Here is a 22997-nt window from a genome sequence, read left to right on the forward strand (position 1 = left end):
TTTTTCTTTTATATACCCATGTGTTCGACCCCCTCAAGCTAAAGGGACATCACGAAAAATGTAAATGTGAGGTGGAGCGGTTTGTTACTTGTTCTGTTCAAACGGATTTTTGGCGGTAAGCCCGTTACGTCCGCTGTCACCTTAGATACCAAGATCACTCCGGAAGATATGGTGGAGATGATTCGCAGCGGCGAAGCTTCGCGGAATGATTTTATCGCGTCGTATAAGCCGTATATTGCGAAGGTGACAAGTCGATTCTGCAAGAGATACATAGATCCTACTCGTTCGGATGAGTTCAGCATTGCGCTGGCTGCCTTCGACGAAGCGGTAGAACAATTCTCAAGTCAGGCAGGAAAATCGTTTCTCGGCTTTGCCGAAACGGTCATTCGGCGCAGGCTTATTGATTATGTGCGAAAAGAACAAAGGCATTCGGGCACTGTTCCATACAGCGCCTTTGATCAGGATGACGAGGAAGAAATGACCGTCAATCCTATAGAGATGAAGGAAGCATTGCAGCGATACTCCGTTTCGCAGGATGTGGAGGCCAGGCGCCTTGAAATCAGCGAGTATGACAGCCGGCTCAAGCAGTTTGGCATCTCGTTTGGCGAACTGCCGGATTTATCACCGAAGCACTCCGATTCAAGGGTTCTGCTGATCTCGATCAGCAAGCTGCTCGCTAACGCTCCGGAGCTCTACGAAATCATGGAGACGAAGCAGAAGCTGCCCATTAAAGAATTATGCGAAATGGCAGGCGTGTCTCGCAAGACGATCGAGCGAAATCGTAAATACATAATAGCCATTGCACTACTACATAACGGTGATTATCCTTACCTGCAGGAATATATACAGCCCCAAGAGCCACCGCAGCAGGAACAACCCCAGGTGAAAGGAGTGAGAGCATGAGTCGTGGAATTGTGATGGAAACAGGCCAGAAATACGTCATTCTACTAATGCCGGATGGGCAATTCCGCAAGGTGCCGACAAGCCGGAAGCCACAAATTGGCGAAGAGTTTAGTTTCACCGAGCAGCGAAGATTCGCCCAGCCGCGTAAATTGTACAGCTTTAGTGCAGGTGCAGCAGCGATTCTGCTTCTCCTCTTTGTTCCGTTTCTGCTAAATCAAGTGAATAAGGGACCGCAGGTTGTCGCTTATCTGACGATGGATGTGAATCCAAGTATCGAGCTTGGCATCACGGAAGATGAGCATGTAGAAGAGCTGCGCGCGATCAATGACGATGGCAAGGATGTTACGGAAGGTTTGACGTATAAGGGGCTTACGCTTGAGCAAGTTACGGAAGCCATTATGGATCGAATTAGTGCCGGCCCGTATCTGAACAGCGGTGAAGGCGACGTCATCATTACGAGTGTACTGGTAGCTAATCCGACAGCTTCAGAGTACGAGAATACGGTAACTACGCATATGGATACGGCAGTGCGCAAATCGCTTTCGAAGACGGATAAAGGACGCAATTTGAAGGTCGAAGTGACCACACTTTCAGCGCCTGAAGAGATTCGAGAAGAGGCGAAGCAGGATGGTTTGTCTGCGGGCAAGCTGGCCTTCTACCTAATGGCGAAGAAGCAGGGCCATAAGGTGTCGATTGAGCAGCTTAAGACGCAGTCGATTCACAAGACAGCGAAGCCGTGGGGCGGCGTAAAAGCGGTCATTAACGAGAACAACAAGCCGCCGGCAACTGTTGCGAAGAGCGATCAAGAGCAAGGGGATACGGTGAGAAAGTCAGAACAATCGCAAACTACTCCAGCGAAGCAGTCCTGGGAGCAGCAGAAGATACAGCAGAGAGAGCAGTTAAGAGAGCTGCTGAAGAAGGAGCAAGAGAAGCGGGATAGGAAGAACGATGATCACCGCGGCAATCATTCGGGTTCTGACAACAAATCAGGATCGAACGATAACAAGGGTCACGCGAACATTGGCATAGGCAAGGTCATTAGCGCGGAGACCAAGAAGGACGATAACAAAGGAAACAATAAAAGCAATAAGAACAATAACAAAAGTAACAATAAAGGCAACGTCAAAGATGATAATAAAGTCATCAACAAAGGCTGGAATCGCTGGAATCATTCCTCAGGTGGAGGCATTACAGTCGGAGCGCCTACTCAGAACCCGCCACAGAAGGGGAATGTCATTCGTAAGGATGATAAACCCAAAGAAAACAGTCGTGAAGATGACCATGGAAAAAGTGACAATAAGCAAAACGTTGACGATCGCAAGAACGATGATCGCAGCAACGACCAAAAAGGCGGCCAGGGCGAAGTGAAAAACACTTCCAATGGTCGTCATAATGGCGTTTCTAAGGATGATAAGAAGCAGGACGATCGCAAGAACAATAATAAAGACGATAACAAGGATAGTAAAAATGACATTAAGAATGACAATAACAAAGACAGTAAGAATGATGATCGCAATCAAGGAAAAGACAGCAGCAACGGCAGGGGGAACAACGAGGGGAAGAACGGCCGCGGACAAGGAAAACAGAATTAGTATAGGACCACGAAAGGCGCAGGCATCAGAGCTGCGCCTTTCGTACTACGTATATTCGATATCATTCGACAGGATCTCCTGTTGACAGAAAATGGACGTCATAACTATGATTATTGTAAGCGATCTCGGGCTCGGAACCTGCATAAAGAAAGCAATTTTTTGATGTGCGGAGGCGAGAAAAAAATGGAAATGCTCCATATTCGGGAAAAGGCTGATGCGATTAAGGCACGACAAAGAGGAAGAGACATCGCGAAGGCGATCGGTTTCAGTCTTGTTGATCAGACGGTAATTGCGTATACGATTTCCGAACTAGCCCTTCAGCTTATTTCTTTCTCGGAGAAGGGACATGTGACCATTCGGCAAATCAGTCCGTCCAAAGGGGAACCCGCGAGCGGCATTGAAGTCAGACTTTTCGATCATTTTCGCGGAGCCAGTCGAATCCATCTTCAGTTGGTAGAAAAACTGGCAGACGATATTGAGCTGTCCCATGATCAGTTACGAGGAACCATGATCACACTCCGTAAATGGATTGTTTCTCCATTGCGCATGGATTCGCCGAACTGTGCAGCAGGAGAGGAGTAAATCAATGCAAGCCATTCGAAAGCGATATTTCCCGGCGCTTGCTGAATATATTCGAAGCGGCAGCGAGGCATCGCTTTTTGAAGCGACTGAAATCGGCAAGCAGCTTCACGGCATTCATCCGGAGGATATCATTGCGATTCATGAAGAATCGATGCAGATGCTCGTTGCCAACGTCGAATCAGAGGAAGCGCTCCAGCTGTACAGCCGGTCGTTTATTTTTCTGATTGAGCTAATGGTTGCTTTCCGATTCCGACTCCAGCCGGAGCAAACGCCGGAGCAGCGCTTTAGCGAGATGCGGGACATGCTGCTCAGCTCGCACCGGTCATTCCGTATGGTGAAGAACAAGTATGAGAATGTACTGCAGCATATGGACAGCGGCATTGCGATTCTGGATAGCGATGGGATTGTTTCCTTTATCAATGTTCAGATGGCCAAGCTGCTCGATATTCCCCGCAAAACGTTAATCGGCTGTAATTTGACCGATATACTATGGCATAATCAACTTGGTCGGAGCAAGAAGCGCATTATTCTCAGGCTCTATAAAGAAATGTTTCTGCGAAGAAGCCGTTACTTGGAATTTCAAGATGTGAACGGTCGCTTTCTGCTCGTAACCGTTACGTACGGGGACCAGCTGGACGGTGATTATTTATTCAGTGTCAAGGATGTCACAGAATACAAGCAGATTGAGCAATCGGCTTATCAGAACGATAAGCTGGCGATGCTGGGTAAGATCGCTGCTGCTATCGCGCATGAAATTCGCAATCCCCTTACTTCCATCCGTGGTTTTATCCAACTCTTGAAGCCTCACCTCACCCAGTTAGGGAAAGAAGAGTATTCCCGCATCATCTTGACTGAAATTGATCGCGCAAACGATATTATTTATGAGTTCCTTAACTCTTCGAAGCCATCTGCTCCGATGAAGCAGAAGGTGCTTATTAATTCGCTGCTGAAAGAAGTCATTCTCCTATCCGACAGCGAGGCGCTTATGAAGGGCTGCCAAATTCATCTGGAAACGTATGACGAGGATCTCTCCACTTCCATTGATGTGAAGCAGGTTAAGCAGGTTATTTTGAATATTGTTCGCAATGCCATGGAAGCCATCGACGAAATGGGCGGTGAGCGAAGCGGCCGAATAGACATTATTACAAGGCGAGACGGCAAAGACGCCGAAATTACGATCCGCGATAATGGGAAGGGTATGGATGTTGTGACCAAATCCAAACTGTTCGACCCTTTCTTCACGACGAAAGCATCAGGTACCGGGCTAGGCCTTTCAGTTAGCTACCGCATCGTTCGCAACCACGGCGGGAAGATCCGTGTTTCGAGCAGCAGCGGTGAAGGTACGGAGTTTAATATCTATTTGCCATTGGCGGAATAAAGGATTAGAATCGGGGTATAACCCGTGTTAATTGCAGAAGTTGTCTTGCAGAGGCTGATTATGCTTGCCTCAGAGCTGCATGACAAGGACGAACCAGGAAATCGGGGAAACCCGGTTTTTTTGTGTTGATTAGCTTTGTGCAGCATACGAGTTTCAAGACAGGAGTTGTTCACACACGATGAGCATTACATTTATATATGAGACGAAGAGCGCGCGGAATGCAGCAGATGCTGCCGATGTTGTCGTATCCTTCATCAGTAAAGAAGAACTAAAGCAGCCCGGAGGGGCGGTAGCGGGCATCCATCCACAGCTAGATGAGGCGCTGCGCAAGCATGTGGAGAAGGAGCTGTTCAAAGGTGATCTCCGTGAAACGCTGGTGCTGCCGACGTTAGGGCTGCGGCCGGAGTCGCATATCATCTTCGTTGGGATTTCTTCGCAGGACCATCTCACGGTTGACGGACTGCGAGATGCGGCAGCGACTGCAGCTAAAGCGGCTAAACGGTTAAAGGCAGTGAGCGTGCAGCAGCAGCTGCCTCAAGTGCTGGCAATCGGAACGCCCGTGTTTACGGTGTGTCAAGCTGCGCAGGCGATGACAGAAGGTTATATTCTCGGTTTATTCACACGTAAGACGGCGAAGAAGATTGATAATCGGAGACAGTCGCTTGTGAGTAAAGTCGCCTTCACAGTGACACAGACATTACCGGAGCCGCTGGCAGCAGCAGCAGCGGAGCAATGGGAGAGCGGTACCCGCCGAGGTGTCGTATTCGCAGAGTCCGTTGTGTTTGCTCGGGATTTGACCAACTTACCGGGTAACACGTTGACACCGGAAGTGCTGGCAAACGAAGCACGGACGCTGGCGCAAGCCTATAGCCTGAACGTTGAAGTTATGGATGAACAGACCTGTAAGAAGCTCGGCATGGGTGGACTTATCGGCGTCGGCAAAGGCAGTATTAACCCGCCGCGTATGATTGTTATCCAGTATGAAGGCGCTCCGGGGGACGAGGACAAATGGGGCATCATTGGTAAAGGCATCACGTTTGATACAGGCGGCATTTCCTTGAAGAAGGGCCTTGGCATGGAAGAGATGATTTCCGATATGGGCGGCGCTGCTGCCGTACTGGGTTTGGTACGTATTCTAGGCGAGCTGCGGCCGAAGCTAAACGCGGTCATCGTCATTCCGACCGCGGAGAATATGCCATCCGATCGTGCGATGAAGCCGGGCGATGTGCTCACGATGATGAACGGCACCACAGTTGAGATCGTGAATACCGATGCAGAGGGACGGCTCGTTCTTGCGGACGGACTCACAACCGCAATCCGCCGCGGCGCAACGAAGCTGATTGACGTTGCGACCTTAACCGGGGCGGTTATGGTAGCGCTTGGGGATGTTGCTACAGGCGTCGTCACGAATGATGAGACGCTTCAGCAGCAGGTTATTCTCGCATCGAAGCGAGCCGGCGAACGCATTTGGCCGATGCCTGCATACCCGGAATTCCGCAAGCAGCTGGACAGCGATGCTGCGGATATGAAGAATGGCGGCGGACGATACGGCGGCGCAAGCATCGGCGGGTTGTTCATCGGCGCCTTCGCAGAGGAGAAGCCATGGGTGCATTTGGATATTGGCGGTACGGCATGGCTGGAGCGGGATCGGTCATGGGAGGTTAAAGGCGGTACAGGAGTCATGGTGCGCACGCTTGGCGAACTGCTCGTTTAACACTTTTAATATAGCGCGGCCATTTATAGGGGTAACATCACGAGGGAGATAACCGCATGAATTTCTGGAATCACTTAATGTCTGTATTTCGCCGAAAACAAATGTCCGATCAGCGCAGAGGGTTGTTAACTTCCATCATGGAAGGAATACCGGCTGTCATTATCGCGAACCTGCTTGGCGGTCCTATCTTAACGATTTATGTTGTATACTTGGGCGGCTCGGCATCGGATGTCGGGCTGGTCATGGCTATTCCGGCGCTTGCCAATCTTGTGCAGCTGTTGGCGGCTTTCTACATGCAGCGGTTAAATAATCGTAAACTGCTCCTCACGATATTCGGAACGGTCCATCGACTTTTCTGGGTTGCGACCGGGCTTATTCCGTTCTTCGTTTCGGAAGGACTGCAGGTTGAGGTCTTCATCGGTTTATTTCTAATCTCCTTTATCTGCGCTTCTACCAGTTCCGTCTTCTGGACCTCGATCGTTGCGGATATGGTACCGCCGCAAGTGCGCGGAAGATATTTTGGCATCCGAAACACCATTCATTGGGCCGTTGGCAGTATAACGCTGCTTGTTGGCGGTCAGATCCTGGAGCGAATGAATGCAGAGACCGGATTTGCCGTTCTTTACATTGTCAGTGCATTATGCGCGGTATGGAACGGGCTGGAGCTGTGGCGTTATCCGAATCCACCTTTCGAGAAATCAGCAGCATCGAGCTCGGCAGCACTTTTCCTTAAGCCTCTTAAAGATAAAGGTTATATGAAAGCGACGCTATTCATTGCGGTGTTTATTTTGCTGCAAAATGCGGTCGTCCCGTTATTCTCGTATGTGATGCTAGAGACGCTGCATATCAGCAAGTGGGGCATTACGGTACTCACGACGGTTCAGATGCTGACGACGATGTTCAGCTACTATTATTGGGGGAATCTCAATAGTAGATTTGACTCGCGGACGCTGCTGCTGTGGGCGCTGCCGATTATTGCCGCTTCCTGCGTCCTCTGGGTAGGGATAGAAATCATGCCTGTCCTGCTCGTCCTGACCATCGTTAATATCGCGCTGGGTGCAGGGCTTGGCGGCTACAACTTGCTTGTCTTCAACTTTATTATCGGCGATACGCCAAAGTCTGATCGACCGATGTATGTTGCGGTATTCTCCGCACTTACAGGCGTGACAGGGTTTATCGGGCCACTCTTCGGAGGCTGGGTATATAAGCAAATCGAGGACAGCCCGTATTGGCTGCAAAGCTATGGCATCTCCCTTATTACAGGAGCAGCATTGCTTCTGCTTGCGCTTACTGTAGGTCCGATCGTGCTTCGAGCGGAGCGCAGCGAGCAGCAGACGTTGACGGAGCATTCATGATGATCTGATCTGCATATTAGCTATGCAACCATTGCATTAGTGGCCTTCCCAGCCGGGAAGGTTATTTTTTTTGTAAAGGGGAACCGAGAAAATCGAAGTGGTGCTCAGCGAAGATCAGTTGCTATAATGATAGGACAGAGAGGGGCGTTACGTCATGGAATACAGGTTGGACGTGAGATTCAAACCATTATACGAAATCATGGGCAGCTTGCATGCTTATGTTTGCCGTAAATCGCATAAAAAGCTCGATTTAACTCCGTCCTGGTCCAAACAGGTCCGTCAAATGATTACACCTGAATTAGCGGATGTACTGGATCGTGTTCAGATCGACGGCGACTGGAAACTAACGTATTTACTCGTACATTTATGCCCGGGAGAAGATGTCGTCGATTTCGTGGAGTGGCTCAAAGGGATGTCGGCGGGAGACCTGTATGAATTAATGTCGACTTACGGTAACCAGTTCCCGGACCAGATGGGTGAATTTCGGGATCATACCATCAATCTGTTCGAGCAGTGGAATGATCAATATTTTCGACATATCGATCCCTTTATTCTGAAAGGGCTTCGCGAACAAGCGCTTATTCGCAAGGAAGCGCTTCAGTCGACGGATCCGAATGCCTTCATCGATGAGACGACGAATGGACTGTCTTTCGCACCGATCAACGGACTGGAACAGTTGATTCTCATGCCGCAGTATCATTTTCAACCGATTAACGTTATTTTCAGCTTTGGCAAAGTTACCATTTGCCATTACGCAGCCAGAATTTACGCGGAGGAAGAAGAATTTCTGGCGCCGCATGAGTATCGCATGATCCGAAGCGTGGCAGAGAAGAGCCGGTTGAAGATTTTGAGATATCTCAACCAAGGGCCGCGCTCGTTCATCGAAATCGTACGCCATATGGAATTATCCAAGGGGATCACCCATGATCATATTGCAAAGCTTCGATATGCCGGAATGTTATCGGCGCACTTCGAAGGGGAGACGCTTACTACTTATAGCCTGAGGACAAGCGCCTTGGAGCAGGTTCATAGCAAAATCTTGGGTTATATCGAGCAGGGCTGAGGATAGAAAGTCAGCTTTCATAAATTAACCGCTTCCACACACGTGATTTCACGGTGGGGAAGCGGTTTTTTCGTTTGCTGCAGCCTATCCGAACGAGGGGGTATTTCTAGTCATTTCTTTATATATTCTTTAGATAAAGAATAAATTTTGAGTTCTCTATTTACAGAACCGAAAATCGATCCTATAATAAGGACGAAGAAAGTCGAGTAATTCTATCGGAATTAAAGAGGCGCCAAAAGCTGCCTAATCTAGGAGGGTATCATGAAGAGAAAAATTGCAACCTTATCAACAGCCATACTTGCGAGCGCCATCTTGTTATCTGCTTGCGGCAATAATAATACCACGGGGGCTGCCAACCAGACGGAAGTGAATCAGCCTGCAACGAACAATGCAGCGAACACAACCGCTCCGGCAGAGGATGCTTCCGGCCTCTTCACAGCGTCAGACATGTCTAAACTTCCAGACATCGCCCAGAAGCGTACGGATACGATCATCGTCGGCTTAACCGATCCAAGCGGCGCGTTCACTCCGTACTTCCAACAAAGCGGATATGACGGCAACGTCTCGTCGTTGCTTTATACGCCGCTAGTCAAAGTCGACGACAAAGGACTTCCGATTCCCGGCTTAGCCGAAAAATGGGAAGTATCCGCGGACAACTTGACTTATACGTACCATCTTCGCAAGGATTTGAAATTCAGCGACGGTTCGCCGCTTACGGCTGAAGACGTCGCCTTTACGTGGACGATTCTGTACGACAAGTCGTACGACGGCGACTCCATGGTCAACACGCTGCATGTCCAAGGCGGCGACGCCTATAAAGCAGGTACGGCGAACAGTATATCGGGGATCAAGGTCATCGACCCGCAGACGATATCCGTCGTGCTTGAGAAGCCGAACGCCAGTGCGTTGACCCTGCTCGGATCAGACGTGCTGTCCAAGGCGTATTACGGCAAGGACTACAAGCAAGGACAATTGGATTACATGAAGAAGCTAAGCGGCAGTCCGCTCGGCACCGGACCTTATAAGCTGGAGAAATTTATTCCGGGTCAGGAAGTTCGCATGATCGCAAACGAGAATTACTTCGATGGCAAACCAAAAACAGAGCATTTTATATACAAAACAGCACAGGGCGATACGTGGCAGTACCTGGAAACAGGCGAGGTCGATTATGCGTCGTTCACGGCTACGAAGGAAAATATCGATAAGCTGAAAGCACTTGGCTTCGTGAATATTCTTCCTTATACGCCAAGCACGTATGGCTATCTGCAATTGAACCTGAAACATCCGGCACTGCAGGATAAACTAGTCCGTCAAGCGCTCACCTACGGCTTAGACCGTCAAAGCATTTATGTGGATGCTGCTCAAGGGGCTGGCCAAGTAGCGAACATTCCTTCTTCTCCGATCTCATGGTCGTATACGGAGGATGGGATCAATTCCTATAAGTTCGATCCGGAGAAAGCGAAGGAGCTCTTGGATCAAGCAGGCTGGAAAGCAGGTGCAGACGGCATTCGCGAGAAAGACGGCAAGAAGCTGACGATCCATTACCTGGGCTACAAAAAGCCGGAAACGGATGTCTTTATCGCTGTAGCCAAAGAAGATTTCGAAGCACTGGGCATCAAATTCGAGCCTGAAGTATTCGCGGATTTCAACGCGCTTGTATCTAAGGTGGAAGGCGGCGACTATGATATGGCTTCCTTCTCGACATCGCTCTTGACCGATCCGTCGGATGGCTTACTGCAATTCGTTGACGGAGAGATTCCAGGCTACGATGATGCAACCTTTAAGGAATTGTACGCGAAAGGCTTGGCAACTTCGAATATTGATGAGCGCAAAGCCGTGTACAAGGATATTTACAAGCTGCTGAACGACCAGTTGCCAATCATCTTCACGAATTATAAGAAGAGCGTGTACGCCTATAACGGTCGGATTCAGAATCTAAGCGTTAGCCCGTTCAACGGCCTTGCTCCAAGCTTGCCGAATTGGACGCTGAGCCAATAACGATACAAACGAATGCTATTCCCTGCTCGGATTTCCCGGGCAGGGAATAGCAGGTTAAGGAGTCCATATGAGCACTTACATTACCAAGCGTATCTTATATATCATCGTCATATTGTTCGCTTCTTCATTCTTGATATTTTGCTTGTACGCGTTGACGCCCGGAGATTTTATCACGGGAAATATCAAGCTGACGCCGGAGCGCAAAGCAGAGCTTCGGGAGATCTATGGGCTGAATAAGCCTGTGATTGAGCGGTATGCAATCTGGATGAAGAATGCGTTCCACGGCGATTTCGGTTATTCGTTGTCGCAGCAGAAACCGGTTCTCACTTTGTTTAACCAATATATTTGGAATTCATTCCTGCTTGCGGCCGTTTCCACATTTCTGACTTGGTTGATCGCGGTCGTCGTCGGCGTAATCGCCGCGTACAAGCAGTATTCATGGTTCGATACGTTCGTCATGGTGGCGCTCTTCGCCGCTATGTCTATACCTTCGTTCTTTATCGGCCTCTTCCTGATCAAGATTCTAGCCGTCGATTGGAAGTGGCTGCCTCCGGGAGGCATGATGACGACGGGCAGCAATGCAACGGGATTGGCCTATGTCAAAGAAGTCGTACACCATATGATTCTTCCGGTGATGGTCATGACCTTGCTCGGAGTCGGTTCTTTGACGCGTTACTTCCGCAGCAATATGATTGACGTTATTAAGCAGGATTATATTCGTACGGCCCGCGCGAAGGGGTTAAAAGAACGTAAGGTGTTGTTCACGCATGCGCTGCGCAACGCGCTGCTGCCAGCCATTACGCTGGTCGGCTTCGAGCTTCCCGCGCTGTTCGGAGGGTCGTTGATTATCGAGAAAATTTTCAACTGGCCGGGAATCGGGCAGCTCTATATGCAATCCTTCGGCTTGCGGGATTATCCGCTGCTCATGGGATTCACTTTGTTTATTGCTATATTGACCGTCATCGGCACGTTGGTCTCCGACATTCTATACCATGTCGCCGACCCGCGGGTCAGGCTGTAGGAGGTCCAAACGGATGTCAACGACTCATAGTGAGGGGACTGCGGTTTTGTCGGCCCCTAAAGCTAAACCTGTATATACGTCGCTATGGAGGCAATCCTTGAGGCGACTGCTCAAGAACAAGCTGGCTGTGTTTGGTTTTGTTGTCGTGGCGTTCATGTTCGCGGCATGTTTCATCGGTCCGTTGTTCTCGCCGTACACGGATAACAAAATCAATATGGCCTTTATGAATAAAGCGCCGAATCTCAAGCACTGGCTGGGAACGGACGCGCTGGGACGCGACGTACTGACCCGGGCACTGCAAGCGGGACGAATTTCATTGACCGTCGGCTTGGCTTCGATGGTTCTGTCTGTTTTCGTCGGCTCACTGCTTGGGGTTATTGCCGGCTATTATCGGGGGATCGCCGATCAAATCATCATGCGTCTGGCGGATTTGCTGTTGACGATTCCAAGCCTTCCGCTTCTATTCATCTTAGGTGCACTGCTGTCAGAGTGGAAAATACCGACGGACTATCGCATGTATATCGTCATGCTGATGCTTAGTATTGTCGGTTGGCCCGGGCTTGCCAGGATGGTTCGAGGACAGATGCTTAGCCTGCGCGAGCGAGAATATATGCAAGCAACCGTCGTCCTCGGACTTCGTGACCGAAGGAAGCTATTCAATCACTTGCTGCCGAATTTGGTACCGCTGCTCATCGTCATTGCCACATTAAACATCGGCGGGGCGATTCTATACGAATCCGTCCTCAGTTACTTCGGACTCGGGGTCATGGCGCCAACACCAACATGGGGCAATATGATCGATGCCGCTAACAATATGATCGACTTTCAAGACCATCCGTGGCTTTGGATTCCGCCCGGTTTCTCGATATTCGCGACTGTCATCGCTATTAATATTTTCGGGGATGGATTAAGGGATGTCTTGGATCCCAAGCAGAAAAGGTAGGTGTACGTGAGCATGGAGAACGTACTTGATATAGAGCACTTAAGCACGATTTTCAAAACCGAGGAGGGTGTCGTTCGAGCTGTAGATGATGTCAGCCTGCAGGTCCGCCAGGGTGAGATCGTCTGTATCGTCGGAGAATCAGGCAGCGGGAAGAGCATCACAGCGATGTCGGTGATGGGCTTGGTCGAAGCACCGGCAGGTCAGGTGGTGGGCGGAAGGATTTCTTTTCATGGCGAAAACTTGCTAACACTAAGCCGCAATGAGCTCCGTACCGTTCGGGGCAATGAAATCGCCATGATTTTTCAAGAACCGATGACCTCACTCAACCCTGTGCTCCGAATCGGGGAGCAGCTGATGGAGCCGTTGATGGAGCATCTTAAGCTCAGCAGGAAAGCTGCGCGGAAGCGGGCAATCGAGCTCATCGGCGAAGTAGGGATTGCGCGCGCGGAGCAAATTGCGGATTCGTATCCGCATGAACTAAGCGGCGGCATGCTCCAGCGAATCATGATCGCCATCGCGATTTCGTGCGGTCCGAAGCTGCTTATCGCCGACGAACCGACGACGGCACTAGACGTTACGATTCAAGCGCAAATTCTCGATATGCTGCGCCGCTTCAAGGATGAATCCAACATGTCCATATTGCTCATTACGCATGATCTTGGCGTCGTGGCGGAGATGGCGGATTATGTCGTGGTCATGTATGCGGGGAAAGTCGTAGAGGAAGGCGAAGTTGTTGCCTTGTTTGAAAGTCCGAAGCACCCGTACACGCAAGGCTTGCTGAAATCCAAGCCCATTATCAACCAGCGCCAAGAAGAACTGTATTCCATTCCGGGTCAGGTTCCGAATCCGCTGGAGCTCGTTCCATCCTGCTACTTTCACGACCGGTGCGCGCACTGCATGGACATTTGCAGAACCAAGCAGCCTGAATTAAAGGAAGTCGGAAATGGGCAAAAGGTCGCATGCTGGTTGTATGAGGAGGCGATTGCTTATGTCTGAGATACAACAACCACTGCTCGAGGTAAACGGGCTAAAGAAATATTTTCCGATCAAATCCGGTCTGCTCAGCCGTACAGTCGGCAACGTCAGGGCCGTTGATGATATCAGCTTCTCGATTAAGCAGGGCGAAACCTTCGGGCTCGTCGGAGAATCCGGAAGCGGGAAAAGCACGGTAGGGCGTACGATCCTGCGACTGACGGACAAAACGGCCGGTGAAGTGAAATTCAAAGGCGTTGATCTCTATAACTTGTCTCCGGAGGAATTACGCAGGCTTCGCCCGAAAATGCAGCTTATTTTCCAGGATCCATACAGCTCGCTGAATCCCCGGGTTCGTATCGGCGATGCGATTGGCGAGGCGCTGCTCGATCATGGTCTCGTGCCGCAGGAAGAGATACGCGATCGGGTCATGGATGTTCTTGCCGCTTGCGGATTGTCGTCGTATCACATCGATCGGTTTCCGCATGAATTCTCAGGCGGACAGCGCCAACGTGTCGGCATCGCCCGCGCTCTCGTCTTGAATCCGGATCTGATTATTGCAGACGAGCCGGTCTCTGCACTGGATGTATCCATTCAGGCACAGATTATTAATTTATTTCGCAAAATGCAGGAGACACAGGGATTAACGTATTTATTCATTTCTCATGATCTAAGTGTCGTCGAGCATTTATGCTCCCATATCGGCGTAATGTATCTTGGCTCGATGATGGAGACCGCTTCGCGCGACGAGCTGTTCCGCAATCCGCTGCATCCGTATACGAAGGCTTTGCTCTCGGCCGTGCCGATTCCGATTCCCAAACTCAAGCGCGAGCGGATCGTGCTGAGCGGGGAACTGCCAAATCCGGCGAATCCCCCGTCCGGCTGCAAGTTTCATACTCGCTGTCCCTTTGCGGTAGCCCGTTGCCGTGAGGAAGTGCCGCTGTTCAGAAATGTAGGGAACGATCACAGCGTCGCTTGCCATCTGGTATAACGGTATAAGGACTAATTAAGAAACCACTCCATTAGGAGTGGTTTTTCTGTTTCGACGAGCTCCATGATCCGTAAACTTTGATGAACATATCAAGAAGCGATGACACGCCACTACGGCGCTGCCATCGCTTCTTTTTTTATGATGTGGTTTATTGTTTGTTTTCTTTTGTAAAAGAGTATTAACTCCGTGTTAATTTTAACGAAATCGATTGAATCGCACGGTTTATCGATGTATCCTTGATATAAACCACATAAAACAATTTATAAAACAACAACAAACCAAGTGGAGGTAAGGCATATGAAGAATATTATCTTGCTCGACCGCAATAAACCGATGTACAAAGGAAATCTACACCTTCACACGACCTGGTCAGACGGTCGTTTGCCTGCCGCGGATGTCGTTCAAGCTTTCAAGGAGAAAGGCTATCATTTCATTTCTCTGAGCGATCATGATATTTATACACGTACAGAAGAGTTCAACACGCAAGACTTTATTACACTCCCGGGAACGGAGCGAGGCGAGCTGAATCCGGTACCGGACAAGAACCCAGGATATCACTTTGGGGTATTGGACGATCCAACCGCTCAACCGGAGCAACCGCGCTACGAGCATCTTCACGCTTTCCCTACGCCTGTGCCATGGGTTGGCGACCATTCGCCGCAGCTGTTGATCGACGAACTTCGCTCGCATGGTAATCTCGTCGTCTTCAACCACCCGGAATGGCACTTAACGAGGTTCGAGGACATGGTGAAGTACGATGGTTTCTTCGCCGTCGAAATCTACAATCATGCTACGGAATGGTCGACAGCCAGCTCATACGGTGCCGCTTATTGGGACCATGCGCTGCAGAACGGCAAACGCGTGTACGGTATTGCCGCAGATGATTCCCACAGCCACGACCCGAATTGGCAAATTCCGGAGTACGGGGGAGGTTGGGTTCAAGCACAAGCGGACTCGCTCACGCATACGGATGTGATTCGCAGCCTCAAGTCAGGTCAATTTTACTCAAGCTCTGGTCCGGAAGTGTACGATCTGCGGGTGGAGAACGGCAGACTTAAGATCGAGTGCTCCCCGTGCAAGTTCATTATGTTCAAAGCATTCCCGCAACGCGGGCCATTCTTCGGCAACTTTATGACCGGCGAGCCGCTTACACAAGCAATGATGGAAATTGAAGAGGACATGACCTATATCCGCGTGGAATGCGTCGACTTCGATGGCAATGTGGCTTGGACGAATCCCGTATTCGTGGAGGATCTACTATGAAACCGATGATTTTTCTGGATGGCAGCAAACGCAAATACAAAGGCAATCTTCATACCCATTCGACGAGAAGTGATGGACAATACGAGGCGGAAACGGTAATCAAAGCATATCGCGAGAAAGGCTACGATTTCATGTGCCTGAGCGATCACGAGATCTACTGGAAATCGGAAGCCTATGACGACGAGAATTTCCTGATGCTGAGCGGGTACGAAATGGCATGCGAGATGAGCTGGAGAGAGACGGGGCAGCAATACCATATCCATGGCCTGCTTGATCCGTCGCTCGGCTCCACGTCCGAATTCGAGCATGATGAAGAACACGCCAAGCCGGATTATACAAGCCTGGATACGATTCAAGAGCTGATCGACGAGATGAGGGCCAAAGGTAATCTCGTCATCATGAATCATCCAACGTGGTCGCGCAACAAACCGGAGGACTTGCTTGAGCTCCAGCATTATTTTGCCGTCGAGATCTACAATCACCAGTCCGAGCTCGACGAAGCGGTCGGTTATGGAGTAAGGCATTGGGATTACTTGCTCAGCAATGGACGTAAAGTATTCGGAATCGCTGCAGACGATGCACATGGCGGTCCGATGGACAGCGCGATTTCGGAATTTTTCGGCGGATGGATTTCGGTTCAGGCAGAGAGCTTGCGACAAGAGGGAATTATTGAGGCCTTGAAAGCCGGCAGCTATTACTCCTCAAACGGTCCTGCCATTCATGATCTGCGAGTGGAAGATGGCTATCTCAAGATTGAATGCTCGCCCGTCAAGTTCATCAAATTTATTACGCATCCGTTCAATGGCCGTACGGTGTTCAATCGGGATGCTTCAGCAATAACGGATGGAGCGTTCCTTCTGGACGCCGGGATGCGATACGTTCGGGTGGAATGCATGGATTTCGAAGGCAATGTCGCTTGGTCCAATCCTATCTTCCCCGAAGAATGGATGTAGACAGCACCTATGAGCAACTCAGCATTGCATACTGAATTTCGTCAAAATCTGATTAAGCTGGTCATTCCGACTGTGCTTCAGATGCTGATAGGCAACTCGTTCTCTCTTGTAAATACGCTTATGGTCGGCGGGCTTGGCGATACGGCCATTGCGGTCGTTGCTGCTGTCGGTCAGATTGGATTCATCCTGAGCATGATCTTATCGGGCGTATATGGCATTACAGCTTTCATCACCCAGTTCCATGGCAAAGAGGATCGGGAGTCCACGCAGAAGGCGTTCTCCTTGATGCTCACCTCCAGCATTGGCATAACGCTAGTGCTGGCAGGGGTTGCATTTGTTTTCCGTCATGGGATGTTAACGGCTTTCATTAATGATCCAACAGCGGTGGCCTATGGTGTGCATTATCTTACCATTCTGTTAGTGGTCTATCTCATTAATTCGGTAAAGGACACGTTCGGCCAAGCGCTTGGGTCCATCGGTTTGGTTAAACCGACGCTCATCGTGGGCATCATCTCGATGTCCGTTAACGTCTGTCTCGATTACGTATTGATTTACGGCAAATTCGGGTTTCACGCCTATGGGGTCGAAGGAGCAGCTTGGGCGACGCTTGTATCATCCGTCATCAGCGCTGTTGCGCTTATCGGGTACGTTTATGCGAGGAAAGCTGCTTTCAACGTGCCTATCAAGTCGCTGTTCTCGTTCAAATTATCGTTCGCAAAAAGCTTGTACCGAACGACGATGCCGCTTGTTCTCCATGAAGGACTCTGGTCAGTCGGCAACATGCTGTATGCTGTGGCATTCGGTTACATGGGCGTGACTGCTCTCGCTACCTTTCAGCTGTCTCGGACATTCAATGGTTATTTTATGATGGGAATATTCGGTTTCGCTTATGCGGCCAAAGTCATGATTGGACAGAAATTAAGCCAAGAGGATCCGAGTGAAGCGATCCTCTATGGAAGGAAATTTACGAAGATAACGGTCATTCTCTCGTTATTGGTTAGTGTTGCTGTCGCCGTGTCCAGTCCTTATATCGTGAAGTTGTTCGGCAACACGAGCGAGGAAGTAAAGACGGCTTTTGGACATGTCATGCTGATCCAATCGCTCGTGCTCACCGCCTATTTTCTCAATAATGTGTGGATCGTCGGCCTGTTCCGCGCAGGTGGAGATAACGTCTATACAATGAAGTTGATTCTGGTTACGACCTGGTTCATTTCATTGCCGCTTGTTTTTGCCGGTGTTTACGTGTTTCATTGGCCGGTCGAATGGGTCTACTTCGTGTTTGCGCTCGAAGAAGTATCGAAAGCTTGTATCGGATGGTTCCGGTATCGATCGAATAAATGGGCCAAAAATTTGGCGCAAAGTATGTAGCAAGTTAGCACCTATGAAAGGGGAGCGACTAGTTGGAATTAAAAGCCTTTATGAAGACGGAAGGGGACATTAACCTTACTTCTGAGCGGAAGCTCTGGCAAGAAACGCACTTAAGCGAGGAAACGATGGATGTATTGCTGGAAGACAGCCAATATTTTATCCATCAATCGATGTCGACCCCATGCCTTAACGTCGTTACCGATGCGGATGGCATCTACCTCATCGACATGGACGGCCGCAAATATATGGATTTCCACGGAAACAGCGTCCATCAGGTCGGCTACAAGAACCGATATGTGATCGATGCGGTTAAGAACCAGCTCGACGAGCTGCCGTTTCTACCGCGCCGATTCACGAACCCCGTCGCCATCCAACTGGCGAAGAAGCTCAAGGAACTCGCACCCGGCGATCTGAACAAAGTCTTGTTCACGCCGGGCGGCACGAGTGCGATAGGCATGGCGCTGAAGCTCGCGAGAAAAGCTACGGGCAAATTCAAAACCATCTCGACATGGGATTCGTTCCACGGTGCAAGCCTCGATGCGATCTCGGTCGGCGGGGAAGGTGTATTCCGCAACTCCATGGGCCCGTTGCTTCCGGGTACGGAACATATGATGCCTTTCAACAGCTACAGATGTTTCATGGGGGATTGCGATGGCTGCGGCTTGAAATGCTTGGATTACTTGGAGTTCATGCTGGAGCGGGAAAGTGATGTCGGCGCGATTGTGATGGAGCCGGTCCGAAGCACGGATGTGCAAATTCCGCCTAAGGCGTATTTCAAACGACTGCGTGAGCTGTGCGATCGTTATGGCGTGCTTCTAATATTGGATGAAATTCCGACGGCGTTCGGCCGAACCGGGAAGATGTTCGTGCATGAGCATTACGACATCGTGCCGGATATCGTGGTAATCGGTAAAGGTTTCGGAGGCGGCGTGTTCCCGATGGCAGGCATCATCGTTCGCGAAGGGCTGGATGTCGCGCAAGACATTTCACTTGGTCATTATACGCATGAGAAAAGCTCGGTCGGCTGCGCCGCGGCGCTCGCCACGATTGAATATATCGAACAAAACGGTCTCGTAGAGCACGCAGGCCAAATGGAGAAGGTGCTTAAAGCCAGACTTGAAGACATGAAATCGCGTTATATGCCGATCGGAGACGTGAGAGTCATCGGCATGATGGCTGCGATCGAGCTGGTGAATGACCGCAATACGAAGGAAAAGGCGAGCGATCAAGCGGAGAAAGTGATGTACCGCTGTATGGAGCGAGGGCTCAGCTTCAAGGTTTCCAGCGGGAATGTGCTTACGTTGGTGCCGCCGCTAATTGCAACCGAGGAACAGCTGCTTCTGGCTTTAGACATCGTAGAAGAAGCGATTCAACAGGTTTTCAAGGATTAAAACAATGAAATAACAAATAAAACAACAATAAACAAAATCTTAACGTTGTTTTTATAGCGAGTTTACAAACGAGCTCTATACTCAATCTTGTAAGGTATCCATTCAAGAGACTCGAAGGAGGAAGTATAAGCTGTGAAGAAATTTGCTGGTATTGCATTGACAATGGTCATGAGTGTGGGTGTCTTGGCGGGGTGCGGAACAAACAACAACAGTAACACATCCGCTAATGCTCCTGCTAACAACGCGAACTCGGCGGGAAATAAAGAACCTAAGGTCGTGACGATTTCGGTTCGCGAGAATACATGGGGAGCACGTAAAGATAACTTCATTGAAGCGGAGAAACGCACAAACGAGCAGCTGGCTTCCGAGAACGTGCAAGTAAAGCTCGATTGGTGGCCTGGCATCGGTGACGATGAGCTTGTCCTGCAAGCACAAGCCGGCAAAGTTGCAGATGTGTTTATCAACTCCAGCGTTGACATCGGTTGGGAGAAGGACGCAGGTCTGATCCGCGATATCGACTGGGTGAAGGATTCTGCCGTGTTCAAGAGCGTACCGGAATCCTACACGAACATTATGAGCTACGACGGCCATTACTATGGCGCGATTCAAGATATGGATGCTTCTCCTGTATTCATCAGCCGTAAGGCGCTGGAAGGCATCGGCTGGACGAAGGACCAAATCGATGGCTTGAAAGCCAAAGTCGACAGCGGCGAGTTTACGTTCCCGGATCTGGTTAACTTGGCTGATGAAGCGAAGAAGAAGAAGCTCGTGAAGACCGGCTTCGCTGTAGAAGATACGCGTTTCGAGGGCTGGAATTACGCGTTTGACTTCGTGAACTACGATGCTGCGCAGAACAAAATGATGCTGACACCGAAAGCGAAGGACGTATACGCATTCTGGGCAGATGCCAAGAAACGCGGCGTTATTGCAGAGAATATCGGTGACGTTGACACTGACATGTCCGCGCCAATGTTCGTGAAAGGCGAGATCTTCGCCCAATTCGCGCGTACGGAATTCTACCAAATGATGCGTGAAGCAAACGGCATGAAAGATGATGTGCAAGCTTATAACACATGGTTCGATCAGAACGTAGTTTGGATCCCGGTTCCTTCCGCGACCAAAGGCGGCAAGCCTGTTTCCTACAGTAACCCGGCTATGATCTTCGTTGGTCCAACCGTTGACGATGAGAAAATGCCTTACGTGCAGAAGCTGATCGAGAATGTACTCGCACCGGACCTGCAAATCAACCATACGGTTGCAAGCGGCAAGCTGCCGGTAACGCCTGAAGCACAAGAGGATGCACGTTTCAAAGAAATGTCCTTCTACAAGGATCACGCCTACCTGGTCGAGTTCACGAAGACTCGTCCGGCTCTACCGGATTATGCAGTATTCACGAAAGGCTACACACTTGGCATCGATGCGATCCTGACCAAAAACGCAACAGCTGAAGAAGCTTATGAATTGTTCGAGAAGGAAGTAAAGCAAAACGTACCAGCGGATCATCTAATCATTGAGGAATAAGGCATAAGAGGAATAGGCGCTCAAATCCCGATTAGGGCGCCTACCCTCAAATATAAGAAAGTATAAGTTTCACCTTATACCATGCTTATATTTCACCGGAATGAAACGCGCTTCTCCGCCGGTAGCACGGCGACAGCCGTTTCACCTTGTCTCTAAGTAACGCCGCACAACGGATGGAGGCCGCAACGAAATGACTCAAGCACAAGCACTCGAATCAAAGCCATACAAGAAACCTGTTCGCAAAATCATTTATCCTTATCTGTTCATCATGCCATTCGCTTTACTCGTCCTTGTCTTCTTCGTCTTGCCGGCGATTGCGACGGTAGGGATGGCTTTCACGGATTTAAACGCATCCATGAAACCCCATTTCATTGGGCTAACCAACTTCAAACGAATAATGACTGACTACAACTTGCCGCAAATTCTGGGCAATACCGCCGTATTCGCCATTCTAACTTTGGTCATCTCGCTGCTCTTTGCGCTTGTGATTGCCATTGCGACGCAATATTTTCTTAAAGGCAAAGTGACGGCTGTCATTTATAGAGTGTTATGGCTCATCCCGAGCATCATTCCGTCTGTCGTGTACGTCACCTTCTGGAAGTTTATTTTCGACCCGACCGAAGGCGGCTTGATTAACGAATTCCTGCAAAATATGGGCATTATCTCGGAGCCGGTATCTTGGTTCACGAAAGGCGCAATGGCCATCGTCATTCTGGCGACGATCGTATCGACGGTGTCAGGCGGCATGATCTTACTGTCTTCGGCAATCAACTCGATTCCGGAGGATTTGTACAAGGCGGCGCGCGTCGATGGTGCCAGTGAGAAGTCCGTTATTCTGAAAATCATTCTGCCGACGCTCAAATGGCCGCTCATGTATATCACGATTTCGGATTTGATCGGCTTCGTATCCTCGTATTTCTTCATTATGCTGCTTACGAATGGCGGACCGATGCGAGATACGACGACATTATCGCTTTACGCCTTCCAGCAAGCATTTAATCTCAAATATTATGGCTACGGGGCAGCGGTATCGCTGATCGTCGTGTTCATTTCCTTCGTGCTGACGCTGCTATTGATCCGCCTGTTCGATTTCGATCAGATGATCAAGCCTTCACGAATCGAAGACTAATCTAGGAGACCGGTGGTGAATCCCGATGTCGACCAGCACGTTAAAGAAAGTGCTAGTGCACACCTATATGACGCTATTTACGCTTCCGATTGCTGCCATGATCGTATGGTATTTTCTCGCCGCGACGATGAATTTCACGACTGGGGAGTTCTCGCTCGACAATTTCTCCTTCTTTACCAAACCGGTGGAATACTCAGGCGTGAAGCTGCCGATGATCTGGCCGATTGTGCTCAATACAATCGTGTACTCCTTTCTTATTGTCGCAATTGAGGTTGGGATTTCCGTGCCCACCGCCTATGCGTTCTCGCGTCTTGATTTTGTTGGCAAAGGGGCGGCTTTGAAGTTTCTGTTCCTGATGCGTTCGTTTCCCGGTATTACGCTCATCATTGCTACGTTCTTCATTCTTGTCAAAATGGGACTGGTGAACAACTACCTCGGTGTTATGCTCGTGGCAACAACAGGCTCCCTTCCGGGTCTGGTTTATATCATGAAAGGTTTCTTCGATGAGGTGCCTTGGGATATTGAGTGGGCGGCCATGGTTGACGGATCAAGCCGATTCGGCGCATTCCGCAAGGTGCTCGTTCCTTATGTGTTTTCCGGTATAGGAGCGATCGCGGTATTCGCTTTCCTAGGCGCCTACGGCGAGTGGTTCCTCTTCACCTTGCTCATCTTCGATGATAAAATGCTGACGCTTGCCGGTTACTTGGCGAAGCTCGTAACGAAGGAGAACCATATCATCAACTACGGCCTAATTACCGCGATTGGCTTGTTCTACACGCTGCCGGTTGTGCTGTTCTATATTTTCACGCAGAAGATGTTTATGAAGGTCAATATGGGAGGGGCGAAACAATCGTGATTAC

19 protein-coding genes are annotated in these 22997 nt (G+C 49.8%); all 19 read left to right on the forward strand.

Annotation, left to right across the window (positions count from 1 at the left end; all coding sequences use genetic code 11):
• Window positions 1-81 precede the first annotated feature (81 nt).
• Complete coding sequence (gene sigI, locus AC0YN4_RS09465; RefSeq protein WP_475781222.1) at window positions 82-903, forward strand: RNA polymerase sigma factor SigI; 822 nt, start codon at window positions 82-84, stop codon at window positions 901-903.
• A complete protein-coding gene (locus AC0YN4_RS09470; protein WP_475835674.1) occupies window positions 900-2495 on the forward strand; it encodes an anti-sigma factor domain-containing protein in 1596 nt (531 codons plus the stop codon). Before sigI ends, AC0YN4_RS09470 begins: the two co-directional genes overlap by 4 nt.
• A gap of 183 nt (window positions 2496-2678) precedes the next feature.
• Entirely contained in the window at window positions 2679-3077 is a 399-nt protein-coding gene (locus AC0YN4_RS09475; protein ID WP_475781224.1) for an ATP-binding protein, read from the forward strand.
• 4 nt (window positions 3078-3081) lie between these two features.
• Window positions 3082-4455, forward strand: a complete 1374-nt coding sequence (locus tag AC0YN4_RS09480; RefSeq protein ID WP_475781225.1) for an ATP-binding protein — start codon at window positions 3082-3084, stop codon at window positions 4453-4455.
• Window positions 4456-4633: 178 nt separating this feature from the next.
• Window positions 4634-6169 (forward strand): leucyl aminopeptidase, encoded by a 1536-nt coding sequence (locus AC0YN4_RS09485; protein WP_475835675.1) that lies wholly within the window; start codon window positions 4634-4636, stop codon window positions 6167-6169.
• Window positions 6170-6246: 77 nt separating this feature from the next.
• Window positions 6247-7524 (forward strand): MFS transporter, encoded by a 1278-nt coding sequence (locus AC0YN4_RS09490; RefSeq protein WP_475835676.1) that lies wholly within the window; start codon window positions 6247-6249, stop codon window positions 7522-7524.
• A 154-nt stretch (window positions 7525-7678) separates the two neighbouring features.
• The gene (locus AC0YN4_RS09495) at window positions 7679-8587 is read left to right on the forward strand and encodes an ArsR/SmtB family transcription factor (protein WP_475835677.1); all 909 of its coding nucleotides are present in this window, start codon (window positions 7679-7681) and stop codon (window positions 8585-8587) included.
• 261 nt (window positions 8588-8848) lie between these two features.
• The gene (locus AC0YN4_RS09500) at window positions 8849-10585 is read left to right on the forward strand and encodes an ABC transporter substrate-binding protein (protein WP_475835678.1); all 1737 of its coding nucleotides are present in this window, start codon (window positions 8849-8851) and stop codon (window positions 10583-10585) included.
• A gap of 67 nt (window positions 10586-10652) precedes the next feature.
• Window positions 10653-11606: an ABC transporter permease gene (locus AC0YN4_RS09505; protein WP_475781230.1), complete on the forward strand. Its 954-nt coding sequence runs from the start codon at window positions 10653-10655 to the stop codon at window positions 11604-11606.
• Between the two features lie 13 nt (window positions 11607-11619).
• Window positions 11620-12549, forward strand: a complete 930-nt coding sequence (gene opp4C, locus AC0YN4_RS09510; RefSeq protein WP_475781231.1) for an oligopeptide ABC transporter permease — start codon at window positions 11620-11622, stop codon at window positions 12547-12549.
• Window positions 12550-12561: 12 nt separating this feature from the next.
• Window positions 12562-13545, forward strand: coding sequence for an ABC transporter ATP-binding protein (locus tag AC0YN4_RS09515; protein ID WP_475835679.1), 984 nt, complete (start codon window positions 12562-12564; stop codon window positions 13543-13545).
• 1 nt (window position 13546) lies between these two features.
• Complete coding sequence (locus AC0YN4_RS09520; protein ID WP_475836094.1) at window positions 13547-14512, forward strand: ABC transporter ATP-binding protein; 966 nt, start codon at window positions 13547-13549, stop codon at window positions 14510-14512.
• A 297-nt stretch (window positions 14513-14809) separates the two neighbouring features.
• Window positions 14810-15775, forward strand: a complete 966-nt coding sequence (locus AC0YN4_RS09525) for a PHP domain-containing protein (RefSeq protein WP_475835680.1) — start codon at window positions 14810-14812, stop codon at window positions 15773-15775.
• A complete protein-coding gene (locus AC0YN4_RS09530; RefSeq protein WP_475781234.1) occupies window positions 15772-16728 on the forward strand; it encodes a CehA/McbA family metallohydrolase domain-containing protein in 957 nt (318 codons plus the stop codon). Before AC0YN4_RS09525 ends, AC0YN4_RS09530 begins: the two co-directional genes overlap by 4 nt.
• 24 nt (window positions 16729-16752) lie before the next feature.
• Window positions 16753-18096: an MATE family efflux transporter gene (locus AC0YN4_RS09535; protein ID WP_475835681.1), complete on the forward strand. Its 1344-nt coding sequence runs from the start codon at window positions 16753-16755 to the stop codon at window positions 18094-18096.
• Window positions 18097-18128: 32 nt separating this feature from the next.
• The gene (locus AC0YN4_RS09540; RefSeq protein WP_475781236.1) at window positions 18129-19487 is read left to right on the forward strand and encodes an aspartate aminotransferase family protein; all 1359 of its coding nucleotides are present in this window, start codon (window positions 18129-18131) and stop codon (window positions 19485-19487) included.
• Window positions 19488-19619: 132 nt separating this feature from the next.
• Complete coding sequence (locus tag AC0YN4_RS09545) at window positions 19620-21008, forward strand: ABC transporter substrate-binding protein (RefSeq protein ID WP_475835682.1); 1389 nt, start codon at window positions 19620-19622, stop codon at window positions 21006-21008.
• Window positions 21009-21198: 190 nt separating this feature from the next.
• Window positions 21199-22137: a carbohydrate ABC transporter permease gene (locus tag AC0YN4_RS09550; protein ID WP_475781238.1), complete on the forward strand. Its 939-nt coding sequence runs from the start codon at window positions 21199-21201 to the stop codon at window positions 22135-22137.
• Between the two features lie 25 nt (window positions 22138-22162).
• Window positions 22163-22993 (forward strand): carbohydrate ABC transporter permease, encoded by an 831-nt coding sequence (locus tag AC0YN4_RS09555; RefSeq protein ID WP_475781239.1) that lies wholly within the window; start codon window positions 22163-22165, stop codon window positions 22991-22993.
• The last annotated feature ends 4 nt before the right edge of the window (window positions 22994-22997 follow it).

This window comes from Paenibacillus sp. J22R3 (assembly GCF_056269305.1).